This is a genomic window from Streptomyces asiaticus (assembly GCF_018138715.1).
GTDB classification, from domain to species: domain Bacteria; phylum Actinomycetota; class Actinomycetes; order Streptomycetales; family Streptomycetaceae; genus Streptomyces; species Streptomyces asiaticus.
In genome coordinates this window covers 1,130,197-1,148,321 of sequence record NZ_JAGSHX010000001.1, presented here as the reverse complement: position 1 = coordinate 1,148,321, position 18,125 = coordinate 1,130,197, and the positions used below count along the sequence as shown (strand labels likewise).

Here is an 18,125-nt window from a genome sequence, read left to right as displayed (position 1 = left end):
GTGAGGTTGACCGCGCAGGATCGCGAGGGGTTGGTGCGGGTGACCACGACGGGTGTTCGCCCAGCTTCGATGATCATGCGGGCCCGGGTGCTGCTCGCGCTGGACACCTCGGTGGGTGAGGTGGATTCCAAGGAGGTGATCGCGGCCCGGCTCGGCGTTTCCGGTGAGACGTTGCGGCTGGTCGCCAAGCGTTTCGCCGAGACCGGTGGCGATGTGCACGCCACGATCGCGCGGAAGAAGCGCGACCTGCCGCCGGTGCCCTCGCCGGTGACTGGTGAGGTCGAAGCCAGGCTGATCGCGATGGCGTGCTCACAGCCGCCCCAGGGCCATACCCGGTGGTCGCTGCGGCTGCTGGAGAAGCACGTCGCGCTGGCCGAGGACATCCCCGATCTGGACCACTCCACCATCGGGCGGGTCTTAAAAAAACGGAACTGCGCCCTCACCTGAGAAAGTGCTGGACCATCCCGCCACGAGCGAACGCGGAGTTCGCGGCCCGGATGGAAGACGTGCTGGCCGTCTATGCCCGGCCCTATGACCCGGCGCGTCCGGTGGTGTGCATGGACGAGAAGCCCTACCAGCTCCTCGATCATGTCCGCGACCCGCTCCCGGCCCGCCCCGGTCACGACGCCCGCCAGGACAGCGAGTACATCCGCTGCGGCACGTGCTCGATCTTCGTGTGGACCGAACCCCTGCGCGGGTGGCGCCGTGTTCAGGCACTGTCCCAGCGGACCCGGACCGACTGGGCCGGCCAGGTCAAGCAGTTACTGAGCGTGGACTACCCCGACACCGAGACCGTGGTGCTGGTGATGGACAACCTCAACACCCACAGCATCGCCTCGCTGTACGAGGCATTCGAACCACAAGAGGCATTCGCCCTGGCCCAACGCCTCAAGATCCACCACGCGCCCAGGCACGGGTCATGGCTCAACATCGCCGAGATCGAACTCTCCGCGCTGACCCGGCAATGCCTCGACCGCCGGATCAGCGACCTCGGCATCCTCAACACCGAACTCTCAGCCTGGCAGAACGCCACCAACACCGACCAACGTCAAGTGAACTGGCAGTTCACCACCCACGACGCACGCATCAAACTGCGCCACCTCTATCCCAAAAATTAGCCGCGACAATCTACTAGCTTGGTCCATGACGGCGGGCCGCGCAGTGGCCCGCCGCGTGAGCACACGAGTACCCCGAACGGACCAGATCAGGACACCGGCCCGGCGCGGTACTCGGGCGAGGGGTTGAGCCGCGGCGCTCGGGATACCCGCACGGTTGCGGCCTTGGTGCGTCGCGGCGGCGGCCTGGCCGGCTTGTCCGCGTGTGTCCGGCAGTTGGGGCTGGCGGGCACACAAGCGCCGGCCCGCTCGAGCAGGTTCCGAGCGGGCCGGCGCGTGCAGGCGAAAGGCAGACTTTCGGTTACCGGTCGGGCCGGTCGTCATCGACGCCTTCGGTGTCGATCTGCTCCTTGCGGACCTGGCCGCGCACCGTCTCCTCTTCCGTGTGCTCGTCGGTCGTCATCCGCACCCGCTCCACCGGCACCGGCTCGGTCTGGGTCACGGGGCGTTCTTCGTGCAGGGTGACCTCGTGCTCGGCCTCGCTGATGTCGGGACCGGACAGGGCGGCATCCCGGTTCTCGTCCATGATCGGCTCGCGCTCGACGCGGACTTCTTCCCGGCGCACCGGACGGTCTGCTGCACCTCTTCGGTGACGACGTACTTGCGCAGCCGCGCCCGGCCCGTCTCGCGGCGCTCGGTGCCGACGTGCATGCGTTCCTCCGAGCGCGTCATGGCGCCATCGCCGCGCACGCCCATGTCCGCGGAGGACGGCATGCCGGGCCTCTCGCCGGTGCCGGTGTGGGCCCAGCCGGCCGCGCCGGGCTGGTTGGCCTGCTGCCAGGCAGCGTCCCAGCCGATGCCGTAGTGCTCGTACAGGCGGTGTTCCTCGTCCTCGGAGAGGTGGCCGCCTGCGTCGACGCCGGATCAGGACAGCGATGGCGCCCGCGGTTTGTTGAGGCGGCCGCGCTGTCACCGCTTCCGGGTCTCCCTTTCGCGCACGGGCACACAGCTTGCACGGCCCGTTTTGCGTCGACTCGCCCTGACAGCGTCGGCGGTTCTCGCCCCGGCTCGCGGCTCTATGGCCGAAGCCAGTGGCGCAGGATCAGGTGTGGGGCGCGGCGGGTGAGCCAGGCGCTGGCCATGCCGATGGCGGCGCCGGCGGCGACGTCGCTGGGGTAGTTGGGCGCCGCTTTGCACGCGTTCGACGGCCACCATGGCGGCCGGCACCCCGCACAGCACTCCGGCCAGCGGCCATGAGGGGGCAACGGCGGTGGTGAAGGCGACCGCGGCGGCGGTGTGCCCGGAGGGGAAGGAGGAGGAGTCGGGACGGTCCTCCACCTCGTCGTGCGGGAACCACTCCTTCGGCGGCCGGGGACGGTCGGCCAGCTGCTTGCACACGCCGTTGGACACCAGCTGCGCCGCCGTCACAGCGGCCAGGCCCGCGATGGCGGACCTGCGGCCGCGCCGGCCGCCCATCAAGGCCATCACCGCAGCCGCGCCGCACCACAGCTTGCTTCCCTCCGCCGTCTCCTCCACCGTCGACAGCGCCCGGTGAAGGCCGGGTGAGGCACTGGCAGCGAGCCGCTTGGCCAGAGTCCGGTCCGTCTCACGAATCCCCGTCGGCAAGCTCATGGCCTGCGGGTATCCCACAGATCACCAACCATGCCCGGCGCCGGAGCTCACGTCGGCGCGGCGCTGCGGCGCGCTCAGGTCTCGTCCAGGCGGCGCACGTCCTCCTCGTCCCATTTCCGCGTGTCGCGGGGCTGGGTGTACGGCTCGGCCTCGGGCGGATGCCCGCCGGCGACGGCGCGCTGCCGTACGGTCTCCGCGTCGAACTCCAGGCCCAGCAGGATCGCCAGGTTGGATATCCACAGCCAGATGAGGAAGACGATGACCCCGGCCATCGAGCCGTAGGTCTTGTTGTAGGAGGCGAAGTTGGCGACGTAGAACGCGAACCCGGCAGAAGCGACCAGCCAGATGACCAGGGCCAGGAAGCTGCCCGGGGTGACCCAGCGGAAGCCCTTCACCTTCGCGTTCGGGCTCGCCCAGTACAAGATCGCGATCATCACGGTGACCAGGACAACCAGCACCGGCCACTTGGCGATCGACCACACGGTCAGCGCGGTGTCCCCGATCCCGAGCGCCTGCCCCACCTGGCGGGCCAGGGAGCCGGTGAAGACCACGATCAGCGCGCTGATCACGGCCAGCACCATCAGCACCACGGTCACGCCCAGCCGCACCGGCAGGATCTTCCACACCGGGCGGCCCTCGGGCATGTCGTAGACGGCGTTGGAGGTGCGGATGAACGCCGCCACGTAGCCGGACGCCGCCCAGATCGCCAGCGCCAAGCCGACGATGGCCATGATCGACCCGATCCCGGCGTTGCCCTGCAGTTGCTCCACGGCGCCGGTGATGATGTTGCGGGCCGAGCCGGGGGCGAACTGCTTGAGGTTGTCCAGCACCGCGTCGGTCGCGGACTTCCCGGCGAGGCCGAGCAGCGACACCAGCGCCAGCAGCGCCGGGAACAGCGACAGGATTCCGTAGTACGTCAACGCTGCGGCGCGGTCGGTCAGCTCGTCGTCCTTGAACTCCTTCAGCGTGCCCTTGAGGACCTTGCCCCACGACCCCTTGGGCAGCTTCGTCGGGGCATCAGGTGCCCGCCGCTCGACCTCCGGTCCCGGACCCGCCTCCTCCGGCGCCGGCACCTCGTCCTCGCGGTGAGACTCTTTTCGCCCTGGAAGATGCAGCTTCGCCATACCCGCCGAGTAACCCCACGCCAGGTCCTTAACACACCAACCGCCAGACGATCGCGCCGTGCAAGGACGCCATCAGCCCTCGTCCTCGGAGTCCTCGCCGGCGTCCGGATCGCGCAGCGGGCGCAGGCCGCCGCCAGCCGGGACGGTGGAGCGGAAGCTGTAGCGGCCCAGCACGTTCAGGTTCGCGTGGCGCAGCGGGGACAGCCGGGCGACGTCGGCATCCAGGACGTCGTGCTCGCGCTCCTCGGCGGGCAGCGCCCGAAGCCCCTCGACCGCGGCGTCCAGGTAGGGGTCGTCCACAGCACCGCGGCGTTCAGGACCAGGCCGAGCGCGCCGAGCTGGTCCTCCTGGCCCTCGCGGTACGCCTGCATGATCTGCCCACGCTTGCCGTGGCAGATGTCCCGGGCGAGCTTGTGCCTCGACTCCTGCACGGTGAGCTGCCGGTTCATCTGCCGCCGGTAGGTGTCGTCCACCGGGTCGACCACCCGCAGCAGGTGCAGGGTCTTGGCGATCCGCCCGTACTCGGCGAACGCCTGCCCCAGCGGGGTCGGCCGCCCTTCACGCCCGAACATCCGCAGCAGGTCGTACGCGCGGACCTGTCGCGTCACCAGGGAGCCGGCCACCCGCAGCATGTCCGGCCAGTGCGTGATCACCTTGTGCAGGTTGACTGAGCTGACCCCGGATTCGTGGAGTCCCTGAAGCCAGGCTTATGATCCTGGGCCGAAGGAGAACCACGAGCAGTGCCAGCACCACGTAAATACCCGGACGAGCTCCGCGAGCGGGCCGTCCGCGAGGTCCGCACCACGGGCCGGCCGATCGCGCATGTCGCCAAAGACCTGGGCATCCACAAGGAAGCCCTGCGTGGCTGGGGTCGCCAGGCCGAGGCGGACGCCGACGAACGCGACGACCGGCTGACCACCGCCGAGCACGAGGAACTGAAGCAACTCCGCGAAGAAATAGCGGAGTTGAGGCGGGCGAATGAGATCCTCAAAGCCGCGAGCGCATTTTTGCGGCCGAACTCGACCGTCCCCGGACGAGGCCGACCAGGTGATCGAGCACCTCAAGGACAAGGGTCTCGGGGTCGGGTTCGCCTGCCGGGTGCTGGGGCTGTCGGAGTCGGCGTACTACGCGCGCAAGAAGCGGCCGAAGTCGAACCCGCCGACTGCGCGACGAGCAGCTGATGCCGCTGATCGAACAGGTCCATGCTGCAGGTCCATGCTGAGTCCGGCGGCACCTATGGTGTCCGCCGGATCACCCGCGCGCTGCGACGCAAGGGCGTTCTTGTGGCACGCTGCACCGTCGAGCGGCTGATGCGTGAGCTGGGCCTGGAGGGCGTGATCCGCGGGCAGCGTCGCCGCACCACGGTGCCGGAGCCGTCGGCACCCAGGCCGCCGGACCTGGTCGACCGCGACTTCACGGCCTCGCGGCCGGATCAGCTGTGGGTGGCGGACATGACGTAGGTGCGCACCTGGTCCGGCTGGGCGTACGTGGCGTTCGTCCTGGACGTGTACTCGCGGATGATTGTCGGCTGGCAGGTCGCGAGCCACATGCGGACCGAACTGCCGTTGGACGCACTGGAGATGGCGTTGTGGAGACGCCGGATCAAGAAGGACTCCGGCCTCATTCATCACAGCGACCGCAGGTCGCAATACGTATCAATTCGGTATACCGAGAGGCTGTCCGAGATCGGGGCTTCAGCCTCGGTCGGCTCGGTCGCGGACAGCTACGACAACGCGATGGCCGAGGCGCTGAACGGCACCTTCAAGGCCGAGCTGATCGAGATGCAAGGACCGTGGCGGGACGTTGACCAGGTCGAGCGGGCGATCTTCCAGTGGGTCACGTGGTACAACGAGGAACGGCTCCACTCCGCCCTCGACTACGCACCGCCCGCCGAGTACGAACGCGAGTGGTGGCGACAACAGGAAGCCACCCCGCAGTCCGCCTGAAACAAGATCACCGGACTCTACGAAACTCGGGGCAGCTCAGTGTGTTCTGATGGGCAGGGGTTGGTGGCAGGTGGTGCAGATGCCGGTCCAGCAGTTCAGCAGGTCCTGGAGGGCGTCGAGGATCTGGTAGAGGGTGAGGCCGGTGTGTCGGCTTTTGGGGCCAGCCGCTGTTCGGTGAGGAAGGCGTGGGCGGCGGTGACCAGGGTGGCGTGGTGGTGCCAGCCGGGCCAGGAGCGGCCTTCGAAGTGGTCCAGGCCCAGGCCGTGCTTGAGTTCGCGGTAATCGTGCTCGATGCGCCAGCGGATCTTCGCCAGGCGGACCAGGTCGGCGATCGGGGTGTCGTCGGGCAGGTCGGACAGCCAGAACCGGGTCGGTCCGTCCTGGCCGTCGGGCCATTCGGCCAGCAACCGTACCTCGGGCAGGACGCCGTCCCACCAGCCGTGCCCGGCCACCGCGGCGGCCTGGGCCAGCCGACGTGAGCGCTCCCCGGCCGGGCGGACCCGCACCGTCAGGAAGCGGGAGGTCATCGGGCCACGGGAGCCTTCCCGCCAGGTCACCTCGCTGAAGGCTTCCCGTCCGGCGGCCGTGGCCAGTTCCGCCACCGTCACCGCCGGCTGCCGGTAGCGGGGAGCTGGCCGACGGCCGGTGCCGGACCAGGCGGGGGCGGCGGGGACTGCCTCGTGCGGCTGGACAGTGATATCAGCGCGAATGCCGACCACGTACGTGTGTCCCCGCTCGGCCAGGTCGGCGCGGAAGTCGGCGTTCTGGCCATAGCCGGCATCCGCCACCACCACCGGCGGCACAAGCTGCCATGTGGCCAGTTCGTCCAGGGCGTCCAGTGCCAGCCGCCACTTCTCCCGGTGCCCGACGCCCTCGGGGACGCCGGTCCGCCGGCGCCGGACGGCGTCATCCGCCCACTCCCGGGGCAGGAACAGCCGCCAGTTCAGCGGGCACGAGGCCACATCGGAGACCGCGTGCACGCTGACCGCGACCTGGCAGTTGGCCTGCTTGCCCAGAGCACCGCAGTACTGGTGGGCGACACCGACCGACATCCTGCCGTCCTTGGGGAACGACACGTCATCGACCGCCCAGGCGGCGGGGCCGATCCGCGGCACCATCCGCTCGGCGATCCGCCGACGCACCGGCACCGGATCCCAGGTGGACTGGTTCACGAACTGCTGCAGGTTCTGCTCATTGCCGTCCGGCAGCCGCGAGGCCATGGCCTGGATGGACTTGCGCCGCCCGTCCATCATCAGCCCCCGCAGATAACAGTCGCCCTTGGCCCGCTGATCCTTCCGCGGCACCGAGGCGAACACATCCGCCACGAATAACGCCAACGACGCCCGAACACGATTGACTTCATGTGAGTCCACACAACCCTCATGCCCCCGAACACGGGCGACACGCAGACCTAACGGAGTCCTACTAGCACCGGTGTCGGCTCCACGCTCATCAGCCTCCCCCCGTCAGCCCCAAGCCAACACATTTTAGGACCAGTTGGTGCGCTGTGAAATCGGTGCCACCAAATCGGTTTGGACAAGGCGATGGGCGGGCCGCGATCGAAGAGCTGCGGGCGAAGGCAGGGCGGGCGGCGGCCGCGGACAGCAGTCGTAGAGGACTGTAGACCCAGACCCCCGGCTCGCTCCTGCGCCGCATGGCCGCCGACCCCGGACCCGACGCCGCGAGCGTAGTCCGGCGAAACGCGGCGGACGCCGTACGGCGAGCGCTGAACAGCGGACCTCAAGCCGCCTCAGTCCGCGACGTCGTACAGGACTGGTGGCGCGAACAGGCCCCGACCACCGGCATCACAGTCCGCGACGACATGCACCAGCAAATCTTCCGCCCGCTCCCCGCCCACCTCAGCTCACTGGCCGAGACCCTGACATGGTGCGGCGAAGCCGCCGAGACGGCCGACACCCGCATCGACGTCGAGCTGACGGTCCAGAACAGCACACTGCACATCTGGCTCGGCCTGGCTTTGTTCACGAGTTACGACAGCATTGGTAAGCGGGTTCGGGAGGCACCTGGGCGAGCGCGGTGAATCGAACAGTTCACGAGTTTCGACAGCACCCCGCGTGTCGCGAGGGCCTTCCGGAGGGTTCAGCGGGGCATGCCGACAGCGCGGGAGACGGCGGTGTCGAAGGCGCGGTCGGGCAGGATGCGGCGCAGGGCAATGAGGGGGCGGGCGCCGAAGCCGGTGGCGTAGCGGGTCTTGGGGCAGCGGGCGGTGGCCGCTTTGCCGATGGCGTCGGCGATGACGCTGGGCGGGGAGTTGCGGTTGGCGTTGGCCTCGGAGCGCAGGGAGGCTGCCACAGCGGCGGCCTGCGCGGCGTAGGCACCGCTGGCGGAGGACTTCTCCAGCTTGTCGGCGGCGATGGAGCCCCATTCGGTGGCGATGCCACCGGGTTCGATCACGACGACGTCGACGCCGAAGGGCTTGGCCTCCAACCGCAGGCAGTCGCTGAGGGCTTCGAGGGCGAACTTGGTGCCGTGGTACCAGCCGCCGAGCGGGGTGTAGATCTTGCCGCCCATCGAGGTGACATTGACGATGGTGCCGGATCGCTGGGCGCGCATACGGGGCAGAACGAGCTGGGTCAGGCGGATCGCGCCGAAGACGTTGACCTCGAACTGGTAGCGGGCCTCGTCCAGGGAGACGTCTTCGAGAGCGCCGTAGGAGCCGTAGCCGGCATTGTTGACCAGCACATCGATCCGGCCGGTCTCGGCGGTGATCTTCTCGATGCCGGCGCGCATGGAGTCGTCGTCGGTGACGTCCATCGCCAGTGGCCGGATGCCGCGGTCAGCCAGCTTCTGCAGCCGGTCGGTGCGGCGGGCGGCCCCGTAGACGGTGTAGCCGAGCTCGTGGAGCTTGAGGGCAGTGGCCTCGCCGATGCCGGAGGAGGCACCGGTGACGAGGGCGGTCTTGGCGGGCATGGCGGAGTCCTCACGAATAAGATGAACTGTGGTTCACCATCTATACTGAACCCAGGTTCACCTTGATGCAAGTGGAAGGGCAGGCACCCCCGTGACCCCAGCCAGGGCGCCGCGCGCCGACGCGGTCCGCAACCGGAAGAAGATCCTGGCCGCCGCCGGCGAGCAGATCACCGCGCACGGCCCCGAAGTAGGCATGGACGAGATCGCCGCCGCGGCGGGCGTGGCCGTGGGCACCCTGTACCGGCACTTCCCCACCAAGACAGACCTGGTCGCGGCCGTCGTCGCCGCATACGTTGCCCGCGTCGCCGACGGCGCCGAGAGCGCACTCGGCCGAGTCGAGGCCGGCGCCCGTGCTGTCGACGAGCTGACCGCGTTCCTCGGCCGCGTCGTCGAGGCGTCCGTGACCGACCGCGCCGTCAAGGCCGCCGCCCAGACCCTGGGCGCGGAGCAGGGTGACCGCGCAGATGAGGACCGCGCCGGTGCCGCTGTCGCCGCCCTCATCCGCGCCGGCCAGGCCGACGGCGACATCCACCCCGACGTCACCGTCAGCGACATCTACCTGCTGTTCTCCACCGCGCCCACCGACCAGCCACCCACGGCCCGCGCCCGCTGGCTCGACCTTGTCGCACCGGGGCTGACCACCGGGGCCCGGCAAGCAGGGAACTGACCCAGTGAGACTCGGACCTCAGGTCAGAAGGTGCTATCGCTTCTCATGAACATCGAACACGGCCGCGCCAGGGTGCTGTCCAATGTCACGTACATCCGCTGTCACAAGTCACGAACAGAGCCAGCGGCCGTTCGCGGTGAGCCACAGAGCAGCGTGGCGTACACCGCACCGGTGGCGGCGCCCGCGAGGGCATCACCGAGGAGCTGGTAGCGGGCGGTGGTGCGGCCCACGGCGGCGGCGTCCTCCAGGCGGGCGGCGACGGCATGGGACCGGCTCAGCAGCCAGGGACGGAGGGTGTAGGCGCGGACCTCGAGCGCGTTCTCCCTGCTGGACGGCTCGAAGATCACGCTGTGCCTCAGGCGGCGGTCGGCGAGGGCGTGCCGGTCGGCGAGGTACGCGGCGCGGGCCGCGCGTACGGCGGCCCAGCCGCGGGGGATGACGGCGAGCAGCAGCAGGGGCAGCAGCACGGGGTGGAGCTGGGCGAGGACGCCGGCCGCGGCGGCGATCGACAGCAGCGCGGTGGTGACCGTGGTCAGCGCCTCCACCATCAGGTGGGTGTCCTTCGCAGCGCGGGAGGCGGCTTCGGACTGGTCAGCCCAGGCCGGATCGTCGTACGCGGCCAGCGGCGCCTTGGTAGTCGCTTCCAGGTAGCGGGCTTCGGCGATGCCGTCCACGCGCGGGCCGATGCGGGCGGTGGTGGCGACGGTGAGCGCCGCGACGGTGGAGCGGGCGCAGGCGGCGGCGGTGACGACGATCAGCGCGGGCAGCGCTTCGCGTACCCGCTCGCCGGTGGGCCCGGCTCCCAGCAGCGGGGTCAGGACGCTGGTGGTCGCGTACAGACCCAGCGCGGTGACCGCCCCGGAGACGAGCTGGAGCAGGCAGCTCAGCAGCACCGCGCCTGGTGCCGCCTGCCAGGCCAGCCGGATGGCGATACGGGACAGGCGCGGCAGGCGGCGGGCGATGGTCCACCAGGAGACATCGAGGGCGTCGTCGTGCCGTTCACCGCTGACGGTGTACCGGGGAATGACCACGCCCTCCGTCCGGCGCCGGGAGCGGCGCCTGCGAGCCGGAGCGGAAGAGGTGTCGCGGGTAGCAGAGGTCGTCACGCCTCGGGCAACGACTCACCCGAACGGGTGTCACGGTCCCACTCCCTGGCGGAGGGTGGCGAATACGTTTGCTATTCCGGGCGGCCGGTGTGTCGGATGCGCAGCGCGGGCGCGTAGGGCCATACCCGATCGCCCGCGTCCTGGCCGATCACCTGTCCGCGCGTCTCGGCCCAGGCGTGCGCACCGGCGGGGGCGGTCCGGGCACCGATCACCCACACCACACTCCGGCCGCGCAGCGCGGCGGCGAAGTAGCACGCGAGGGACTCCTCCAGGCAGGCCGCACGGCCCGGCCAGGCGCGGGCGGCCCGGCGCACGGCCGCGAACAGGTGGTCGGCGCGCTCGGGGGCGGCCGGAGACAGCCGGAGGCGGGCAACCAGGCCGGCGGTGGTGATGTTGGTCCGGATGGGTGCGCAGCGCAGAAGGAACAGCGCGGCGGCCAGCGCTACCAGGCCGGCGGCGGGGTCGGCCGCGCCCAGCGGAGTGTCGGTGGGGAGGGCGGGGCGGACCTGCGGCTGGGCGGGGTCGGGCGGCGGGGCGGCTGGGGCCGTCAGGAGGCCGAGCTCGCGGAACTAGCCGACCAGGGCGCCCAGGTCGGCGCGGACCAGGTCCGCATCGGCGCCCTCGCTGGTGAAGGTGGCGGTCAGTTCCTCCGCGGCTTGTTCGGGGTCGGCGCCTTCGATGATCCGGTGCCACAGCAGGGCGGCGGTGGCATTGAGGTGCTGCCAGCGGCCCCGGCCGGCGCGCACGTCCATCACCGCGGCGCCACCGCCGGACAGATGGTCGGTGTAGAGCCAGGCAGGCGCGTTTACGGACACAGGGTGCTCCCTTCGGCGGGCTGCCACCACGCGGCATACGCCGCGGTCTCGTTCAGGCGGGCAAGCCAGAGTTCGGTGACGAGCAGGGCGTGCAGGTTACCCAGCGGCGTGGGCGCTCCGGCGATGCCGGACTCCAGATCGGCGGCGGCGCGGCGGGCATCGAGCAGACCGGCGCCGGTGAGGTGCGAGTTGTCGATGACGCGCCGCAGCGCCGGGGCGTTGGCAGCCAACCCGTCGAACACGCTGGTGGTGAACAGGGGTCTTGGTCTGCCGGGCCAGCAGCCAGTGCGGCACCAGGTGGGCCAGCGCGATCCACGCGAGCGGCTTGTAGACCCCGGGCCGGGCCCGTTCGAAGGGCGGGATCGCCAGGCGGGTGGCGGCGACCGCAGTGTCCAGGAACGGCGCGTGGATCGGGACACCCCACCGCTGGCGGGCGATGGCATCGAAGGTCGCGTGCTCGGCGGCCATCCATTCCAGGTCCAGCCGGTCATGCAGCGCGCCCGGGGCGGTGTGCCGCACGGCGTGCGGCACGCGAGCGGCGACCAGCTGGCTGACGGCGCGGCGACCCGCCGGAGTCAGCCAGCGGGCAGCGGGCAGCGGCCGTCGGCGAACACCAGGCCAGCGCGTCAACCGGGGCCAGGCGCCACGAGCGGGGGAACGGCTCGGCGATCCGGCCGGCCAGCCGGTCCAGCGCGCGGGGGTAGGAGACGGCGGCGGTGGCGGCGAGCTGCCGCCAGGCCCGCCACGGCTCGATCCGGCAGACATGGGCGAAGTCGTTCGCGCGACGGAACGCCTGAATGGGCGGCCGGCGAGGAAAGCGTCCACCCGGTGACTGCTCGGCGCGGCCAGGACGTTGTCCCTGCCCCGCCCGGTCAGGTGCGCGCCGGACCCGTGGGCGACGGCCGGAGCCAATCGCGCGGCGAGCATGGACAGCACGCCCAACGACATCGACGGCAGATCGGTGACCGGCAAGCTGTCGGGGTCCTCCAGGCCGTCGAAGTGCTTCCTGAGCCTGGCATGCCAGGACGGGCCGCAGTAGAACGGCTGGGCGAATCGCGTCATGGCCCGTTCGCCACCGTCCTGGCATGCTCCCTTGGCATGTGGGTTGTCGGGGAACGCATGCGGCAGCCGTTGCCTGCATGGGGGCGACGGGCGGTGCAGGCGGAGATAGTTCAATTCCGCCAAGACATACGGGCGCTGCTCGGACCGGAGAGCCACGTGCCGCTACGGGTGCGCCTGGGACTGCGCCGATTCCTTGTCTGTAGGCGCCTCGCTTTCCTCGCTCGCGTTCTGATCCCAGTCGGGCTCTCCAGCATGGCAGGGGTGCTGGTACAGAGCGGGGTGGATGCAATGGCACAACCCCAGGCCGCTACCTCTGACGACCACGTATGGCCTGTGTGGCGCCAGGGAGCATTAGCGGGTCCGCTGATCCTCGCGATCATCGTTATGGTAACCGGATGCTTAGTGGCACTTGCCGGGACTTTTGCGGCACTGATCATCGTGCCGCTGTCCACGTGGCGGGGCACGACAGCGAGCGCCTCCCGTTGTACAAGGTGGGTCACCCGATATCGGCTCGTGCACAGCACGGCGGAGACCATCCACGCATGCGCTCAGGCGCTGGAGGCTGCCGATGATGACCGCCCCCTACGACTGCGGCAGGTGGCACAGAGCCTGGCCAGCACTTCGCGCCTGATCCGGCGGGCCTACCGCGATTTTGGCAGCATTGGGTGGCCCTCCCACCGACGCCTTGTCCTTCGCCGGCACGCGGGACAGGTTCTGGCCGCGGTCCGCGCGGCGGAGGCACATCTCGACACGGACGCCGAAGCTGCTTTGCGGGAGCTGGCCGACCTGCTGATGACGGTGTGCCACCGACATGTGTGCGGTCGCGTGGGCGCACTGCTGGACGAGGAAGTACTGGCCGGGCTGGAGCCGGTCACAGACTGGGAATGGGTGCGCCTGGTAGTGGCGCTCGCAGTGGCGAGCGGCGCCGCCGTAGGCGCAGCCTTTCTGCCGCTGCCGGCTACGGCAGCGCCCTACGCCCTGAGCGGGGCCGCCACGACGGCTTTCATGCTCATCTATACCAGCCAGCCAAGACGTGCGCTGGAGCTGTGGAGCAACGTGCGCAGGTGACAGGAGAAAGTCACCCCATCGAGGATCGAGGACCTGCACATCCGTACGGCTTCAGCAGTCTCCAGCCGTAGGCGCTGAAAAGTGGATGGCACGAACCAAGTGGTCACCAGCCTTCCGTGACAACGCTCAATCTTCGCTGGCACAGGACAAGGGTGTGACTGAGCGGCCGAGTTGGCCCGTGAGCGCTTCAGTCGGCCCGGGTGAGCTTCGTGGTTGGCCCGCAGGGCGGAGGTCGCCTTGCTCACCTGCGTGGTTTACGCAAGCCCGGGGCAGCGGCGCTGGTCGACGTCCGGCCCGCTGTCGGTGGGTGGGGCTACCGTGCGTAGACACGAGCCCAGCGCGAGTAAAGGAGGATCATGACCATATTGGAGAGTCGGCCAAACACCGCGCTCCTTGTCGTCGACGTGCAGAAGGGTGTCGTCGAAGGGGTCCACCAGCGCGACGTGGTCGTCGCGAACGTCGCCAGCCTCGTCGAGCGGGCGCGGCAGGAAGAGGTGCCGGTCGTCTGGGTCCAGCACTCCGACGAGGAGCTCACGAGGGGGAGCGACGATTGGCGGATCGTCCCGGAGCTCACTCCAGAGGACGCCGAGCCGCTCGTCGAGAAGAGCTACGGCGACTCCTTCGAGGACACCACTTTGGAGACCGTGCTGTCGGGACTCGGTGTTGGGCGGCTCGTCGTCGTCGGCGCGGAGACCGACGCGTGCATCCGCTCGACGCTCCACGGCGCGTTCGCCAGAGGGTACGACGCGACCCTGGTCAGCGACGCCCACACGACGGGCGACAAGACAGCATGGGGTGCGCCGCCACCGGACGAGGTCATCGCGCACACGAACCTGTACTGGACCTACCAGACGGCGCCGGGGCGGACGGCTGGGGCGGTCGAGACCAAGGACGTCGTCTTCGCAGGCACATCCTGACGACTTGAGTTGCGCCCTGCGGACCGACCACGACGCTCACCCGGGCCAGCTCAAGCACTCACGGGCCGACTCGGCCGCTCAGTCACAAGACTGAGCGCTTCACCTGGCCCGTGAGCGGTGTAGTTGGCCCTTCTGCGCGGTGCTGTTGGCCCGCAGGTGCGACTTTTCGAGTTAGGTGACACTTGGTCGACCGCGGCCATCCAGTTCGGCAACTGCGCCTGGGAGGGGTCGGCGGGGCGCCGGCGCCACTGCCGGGCGCCGAACAGGACCAGGAGCAGGGCGAGGGCGGGTTTCAAGGCTCCTACCCAGGCGGGCCGACTGCTTGTGGGCGGAGGCGCCGCCTGAGTATCCCGCCTCTGCTCACCAGGCGGTAGACCATGGTCCAGGCTCGCCACGGGGTCGGCTGGGCAGTGGACCGGCGGCAAGCCAGTCACTGTGTCGCTACACGCCCTTGAGGAGTCCGTCCGCGAGAGCGCCGACCGTCTCGGCATCGCGCCGGCGGGAGTACCTGTGGGCATGCCGGGTCGCAGTGGGCGAGTCCCGGCGCAGCCGGTGTGCCCGTCAGCCTTGGCCGACGTCCTTGGATGCCGCCCGGGCGATGGTGTCCGCCACCGTTGTGCATGCGAGTCGGGCCACGGAGCGCAGTTCGGCGTCGGGGGTGCCGGCACGGCTCAGTACGGCCAGCGACTGGTTGATGGCGACGACGAACGTGGCGAGCTCGTCGAGCGTCCGGCTGTCGGCCGAGGAGTCCGCCAGTGCCGTACGTACCCGTTGGCGTTGTACGTCGAGCAGGCCACGCACCTGCATGCCGTTCTCCTCCTTCAGCGTCAGTGACTGCGCGGCGGACTGAGCGATGAGGCACCCCACGGGGACCGACGGGTCGGCGATACGGCTGAGGACGACGTCGAAGAATGCCTCGACGGCCCGCACCGGGTCACCGGGGTGTGCCGCGAGCGCCTGCTCATACTGCGCCCCGTAGATCGACGCGTAGCGGTCCAGGCACTTGCCGAACAGGGTCTCCTTGTTGCCGAAGGTGCCGTAGAGGGAGCCGCGACCGAGACCGGTGGCCGAACCGAGGGCATCGAGTGAGGCGTCCGCGTACCCGCGCTGCCAGAACACCCGCATGGCCTGGTCCAGGGCCGCGCTGATGTCGAACTGCTTCCGGCCGGACACAGCGTCCACCTCCTCCTGTACGTCCCTGCTGTGATCCTACTCGCATCTTGGATCGATCGGTCAACATATCTTTGACCGATCGATCCAAGATGGTTAGCGTGAAGGTCCCGGTTGTCGCACCCGAAAGGCCGCACCATGATCGACGACATTGCGTCAGGGACCCGCGTACAGGCTGTTCCGCCTGTCGGCGGGCCCCGATCGCGCGCCGGGTTCTGGCTCGTAGCCGCTGTGTACACCGTGGTCATGCTGGGCGGGACGCTGCCGATTCCGCTGTATGTGCTCTGGGCGCCACAGATGGGCTTCGGACCCTTCACCACCACGCTGGTCTTCGCCGTCTACGCCGTGGGGACCGTGCTCGCGCTGATGGTGTTCGCGTCGCTGTCCGACCGTGTGGGCCGCCGTCCCCTCCTGGCCGCCGCTGTACTCGCCGCGGCCACGAGCACAGCGCTGTTCCTCCTGGCCCACGATGTCGGAACCCTGCTGGCAGCACGGTTCCTGTGCGGCCTGGGCACCGGTGTCTTCACCGCCACAGGGACCGCGGCACTGGGCGAGCTGGCCGGAGCCGAGCGCACCCGACTGGCGTCGACCGTCTCCACGGCGGCGAACATGGGCGGGCTGGGGCTGGGCACTATTGTCGCGGGCCTGTTCGCGCAATACGGGGCGAACCCCACGCACCTGGTGTTCTTGGCTTACCTCGCCAGCCTGGTCCCAGCGCTTGTGGCCGTCATCGTCACCCCGGAGACCGTCACGTCCCGGCAGCGCCCTGCGATGTCCGTGCGCCGCCCGGCCTTTCCCGACCGGCGGGCAGCCCGGACCGAGTTCCTGAGGGCCGCCACGGCTGTCCTCGCCGCGTTCGCGGTCAGCGGACTGTTCTCGTCGCTGGTGCCCTCCTTTCTCCGTGAACAGTTGCACGTCCACAACGTCGCAGCCGTCGGCGCAGAGGTCGGTCTGCTGTTCATCGTCGCCCTGATCGCGCAGGTGGCCGCCCCGGAGCGGTGGACCTCCGGGCGCCGGCCGACATCGGCGTTCCTCGTGGCGGGCGTCGCGGTGTTCGAGGCCGGGCTGTGGGCACGGTCACTGCCGACGTTCGCCGCCGGAACGCTCCTGGCGGGGACGGGCATCGGCTTGGCCTTCCGCCGCGGCGTCGCGGTCACCCAGCGGCTCGCCGACCCACGGCGCAGGGCGGACCTGTTCTCCACGTACTTCCTGTTCGCCTACACCGGCACGATCGTTCCCACGCTGGCCCTGGGACTCCTCGACCAGACCATCAACCAGGACGTCGCCACCCTGATCCTCGCCGTCGCCGTCATTGCGACAACCCTCGCGAGCGCACTCAGCCGCCCAGCCACCACCATGGCCTGAGCGGCCGCCGCACCGAGCGGCTCTGTCCCGCGCTCTCAATGACGGGCTCCGAATGGATACCCAGGGCGTGCCAATATGGCGCTAAACGCCATAAATATTCGATTTGTTCGGAACTCGTGCACACGGGTGCCGCTCTCGTCGTGTCCACCGCGCTCGCGGGCCCCGCCCCGGCCGACATACCGAACCAGTACACCCGAGATCGATGGAGGAAAACCATGACTGACCCGGCAATCACCGCCCGCGTCCCCGGCAACCCGGTCCGCGACCTGCCCCTGCACGACCTGGCCGGCTTCACCCACCGCTGGGTCGACGCGGGCGGTGTCCGGCTTCATGCGGTCGAGGGCGGTCAGCCGAACGGCCCAGCCGTCGTGCTGCTCGCTGGATTCCCGCAGACCTGGTGGGCATGGCGCAAGGTGATGCCCGGCCTGGCCGACCGGTTCCACGTCATCGCGATCGACCTGCCGGGCCAGGGCCACTCCGAACGCCCGGACGGCAGCTACGACACACACACAGTCGCCGCGCACGTCCACGCCGCGGTGCAAGCGCTCGGAGTGTCGACATACTGGCTGGCCGCCCACGACATCGGCGCCTGGGTCGCCTTCTCCCTCGCCCTCAACTTCGAGAGCCAGCTTCACGGGGTCGCTCTGCTCGACGCCGGCATCCCGGGCATCACCCTCCCCGACACCATCCCGACCGACCCCGAGGTGGCGTGGAAGACTTGGCACTTCGCATTCCATCTCGTGCCCGACCTGCCCGAAACACTGCTCACAGGCCGTGAACGCGAGTACGTCGGCTGGTTCCTGAAGGCCAAGACCCTCGCCGCCGACACCTTCGACGACGCCGAGATCGAGCAGTACGCCGCGGCCATCACCGCTGACGGCGGACTCCGCGCTTCCCTGGCCTACTACCGACACGCCGCTGAATCGGCGCGGAAGAACCACGAGGCCCTTGAACAGCACCACCTGACGGTGCCGGTTCTCGGGATTTCCAGCAGCCACGGTTCCATCCCCGACATGGCAGCTTCCATCCGGCCGTGGGCCGACAACACCACCGGGATCGTCGTGCCGGACGCAGGCCACTTCATCCCGGACGAACAACCCGACGCCGTCGCTGCCGCTCTGGCCGCCTTCATCGCTGAAAGCGATTGACCCCGGCCACACCCACCCCCCTGCCAGGCGACCGGCTTGTGCTGGCTCACAGCGTTGTTCCGGCTCACCGCGAACTCACCGAACGCCGCCCTCGCTCCCGAGGGCGACGACGCATCCGG

General features: G+C 69.7%; 17 protein-coding genes and 4 pseudogenes. 9 read left to right on the top strand and 12 right to left on the bottom strand.

Features of this window, described 5'->3' with window-relative positions; all coding sequences use genetic code 11:
- Together KHP12_RS04875 and KHP12_RS04870 are read left to right on the top strand one after the other, a co-directional pair.
- The gene (locus KHP12_RS04875; protein WP_208652908.1) at nt 1-447 is read left to right on the top strand and encodes a helix-turn-helix domain-containing protein; all 447 of its coding nucleotides are present in this window, start codon (nt 1-3) and stop codon (nt 445-447) included.
- The gene (locus tag KHP12_RS04870) at nt 336-1,118 is read left to right on the top strand and encodes an IS630 family transposase (RefSeq protein WP_211831526.1); all 783 of its coding nucleotides are present in this window, start codon (nt 336-338) and stop codon (nt 1,116-1,118) included. Before KHP12_RS04875 ends, KHP12_RS04870 begins: the two co-directional genes overlap by 112 nt.
- Nucleotides 1,119-1,416: 298 nt before the next feature.
- Here the strand turns inward: KHP12_RS04870 and KHP12_RS04865 are convergent.
- The 4 genes and pseudogenes from KHP12_RS04865 to KHP12_RS04850 form a co-directional block, all read right to left on the bottom strand.
- A pseudogene (locus tag KHP12_RS04865) lies at nt 1,417-1,973 on the bottom strand (YsnF/AvaK domain-containing protein); the annotation flags it as partial.
- A 51-nt stretch (nt 1,974-2,024) separates the two neighbouring features.
- Complete coding sequence (locus tag KHP12_RS04860) at nt 2,025-2,531, bottom strand: phosphatase PAP2 family protein (RefSeq protein ID WP_246643346.1); 507 nt, start codon at nt 2,529-2,531, stop codon at nt 2,025-2,027.
- 230 nt (nt 2,532-2,761) lie between these two features.
- Complete coding sequence (locus KHP12_RS04855; protein ID WP_086882592.1) at nt 2,762-3,811, bottom strand: YihY/virulence factor BrkB family protein; 1,050 nt, start codon at nt 3,809-3,811, stop codon at nt 2,762-2,764.
- Between the two features lie 72 nt (nt 3,812-3,883).
- Nucleotides 3,884-4,485, bottom strand: a pseudogene (locus tag KHP12_RS04850) (Tn3 family transposase); the annotation flags it as partial.
- A 66-nt stretch (nt 4,486-4,551) separates the two neighbouring features.
- Here KHP12_RS04850 and KHP12_RS04845 point away from each other — a divergent pair.
- Nucleotides 4,552-5,757: pseudogene (locus KHP12_RS04845) on the top strand (IS3 family transposase).
- 95 nt (nt 5,758-5,852) lie between these two features.
- Here KHP12_RS04845 and KHP12_RS04840 read toward each other — a convergent pair.
- Nucleotides 5,853-7,130: an IS701 family transposase gene (locus tag KHP12_RS04840; RefSeq protein WP_211831525.1), complete on the bottom strand. Its 1,278-nt coding sequence runs from the start codon at nt 7,128-7,130 to the stop codon at nt 5,853-5,855.
- Between the two features lie 281 nt (nt 7,131-7,411).
- On the opposite strand from KHP12_RS04840, the gene KHP12_RS04835 reads away from it, so the two are divergent.
- Entirely contained in the window at nt 7,412-7,798 is a 387-nt protein-coding gene (locus tag KHP12_RS04835) for a hypothetical protein (RefSeq protein ID WP_086886361.1), read from the top strand.
- Nucleotides 7,799-7,857: 59 nt separating this feature from the next.
- Here the strand turns inward: KHP12_RS04835 and KHP12_RS04830 are convergent, their stop codons facing one another.
- Nucleotides 7,858-8,688: an oxidoreductase gene (locus KHP12_RS04830; protein ID WP_211831524.1), complete on the bottom strand. Its 831-nt coding sequence runs from the start codon at nt 8,686-8,688 to the stop codon at nt 7,858-7,860.
- A gap of 91 nt (nt 8,689-8,779) precedes the next feature.
- Between KHP12_RS04830 and KHP12_RS04825 the strand changes: the two genes are divergently transcribed.
- Complete coding sequence (locus KHP12_RS04825) at nt 8,780-9,355, top strand: TetR/AcrR family transcriptional regulator (RefSeq protein WP_211831523.1); 576 nt, start codon at nt 8,780-8,782, stop codon at nt 9,353-9,355.
- 101 nt (nt 9,356-9,456) lie between these two features.
- On the opposite strand, the gene KHP12_RS04820 is transcribed toward KHP12_RS04825, so the two are convergent.
- The 5 genes and pseudogenes from KHP12_RS04820 to KHP12_RS53230 form a co-directional block, all read right to left on the bottom strand.
- Entirely contained in the window at nt 9,457-10,386 is a 930-nt protein-coding gene (locus KHP12_RS04820) for a hypothetical protein (protein WP_086886358.1), read from the bottom strand.
- Nucleotides 10,387-10,532: 146 nt separating this feature from the next.
- Nucleotides 10,533-10,910 (bottom strand): lasso peptide biosynthesis B2 protein, encoded by a 378-nt coding sequence (locus tag KHP12_RS04815; RefSeq protein ID WP_281427782.1) that lies wholly within the window; start codon nt 10,908-10,910, stop codon nt 10,533-10,535.
- Nucleotides 10,911-11,030: 120 nt separating this feature from the next.
- The gene (locus tag KHP12_RS04810) at nt 11,031-11,276 is read right to left on the bottom strand and encodes a PqqD family protein (RefSeq protein WP_211831521.1); all 246 of its coding nucleotides are present in this window, start codon (nt 11,274-11,276) and stop codon (nt 11,031-11,033) included.
- A complete protein-coding gene (locus tag KHP12_RS50580; protein WP_246643038.1) occupies nt 11,267-11,518 on the bottom strand; it encodes a hypothetical protein in 252 nt (83 codons plus the stop codon). Before KHP12_RS50580 ends, KHP12_RS04810 begins: the two co-directional genes overlap by 10 nt.
- Before the next feature lie 16 nt (nt 11,519-11,534).
- Nucleotides 11,535-12,203: pseudogene (locus KHP12_RS53230) on the bottom strand (asparagine synthase-related protein); the annotation flags it as partial.
- A gap of 732 nt (nt 12,204-12,935) precedes the next feature.
- Here KHP12_RS53230 and KHP12_RS04800 point away from each other — a divergent pair.
- Entirely contained in the window at nt 12,936-13,406 is a 471-nt protein-coding gene (locus tag KHP12_RS04800) for a hypothetical protein (RefSeq protein ID WP_143677994.1), read from the top strand.
- Between the two features lie 356 nt (nt 13,407-13,762).
- Nucleotides 13,763-14,323, top strand: coding sequence for an isochorismatase family protein (locus KHP12_RS04795; protein WP_086881806.1), 561 nt, complete (start codon nt 13,763-13,765; stop codon nt 14,321-14,323).
- A gap of 561 nt (nt 14,324-14,884) precedes the next feature.
- Here KHP12_RS04795 and KHP12_RS04790 read toward each other — a convergent pair.
- Entirely contained in the window at nt 14,885-15,505 is a 621-nt protein-coding gene (locus tag KHP12_RS04790) for a TetR/AcrR family transcriptional regulator (RefSeq protein WP_372455159.1), read from the bottom strand.
- Nucleotides 15,506-15,631: 126 nt separating this feature from the next.
- On the opposite strand from KHP12_RS04790, the gene KHP12_RS04785 reads away from it, so the two are divergent.
- A complete protein-coding gene (locus KHP12_RS04785; RefSeq protein WP_086881809.1) occupies nt 15,632-16,858 on the top strand; it encodes an MFS transporter in 1,227 nt (408 codons plus the stop codon).
- A gap of 215 nt (nt 16,859-17,073) precedes the next feature.
- On the top strand, nt 17,074-18,006 hold the full coding sequence (locus KHP12_RS04780; protein ID WP_086881810.1) for an alpha/beta fold hydrolase: 933 nt from the start codon (nt 17,074-17,076) through the stop codon (nt 18,004-18,006).
- The last annotated feature ends 119 nt before the right edge of the window (nt 18,007-18,125 follow it).

Coding starts and splice junctions, on each gene's coding strand:
- KHP12_RS04860 (WP_246643346.1), bottom strand. CDS start 2,531: ATGGGCGGCCGGCGCGGCCGCAGGTCCGCCATCGCGGGCCTGGCCGCT.
- KHP12_RS04785 (WP_086881809.1), top strand. CDS start 15,632: ATGATCGACGACATTGCGTCAGGGACCCGCGTACAGGCTGTTCCGCCT.
- KHP12_RS04855 (WP_086882592.1), bottom strand. CDS start 3,811: ATGGCGAAGCTGCATCTTCCAGGGCGAAAAGAGTCTCACCGCGAGGAC.
- KHP12_RS04830 (WP_211831524.1), bottom strand. CDS start 8,688: ATGCCCGCCAAGACCGCCCTCGTCACCGGTGCCTCCTCCGGCATCGGC.
- KHP12_RS04795 (WP_086881806.1), top strand. CDS start 13,763: ATGACCATATTGGAGAGTCGGCCAAACACCGCGCTCCTTGTCGTCGAC.
- KHP12_RS04780 (WP_086881810.1), top strand. CDS start 17,074: ATGACTGACCCGGCAATCACCGCCCGCGTCCCCGGCAACCCGGTCCGC.
- KHP12_RS04835 (WP_086886361.1), top strand. CDS start 7,412: ATGGCCGCCGACCCCGGACCCGACGCCGCGAGCGTAGTCCGGCGAAAC.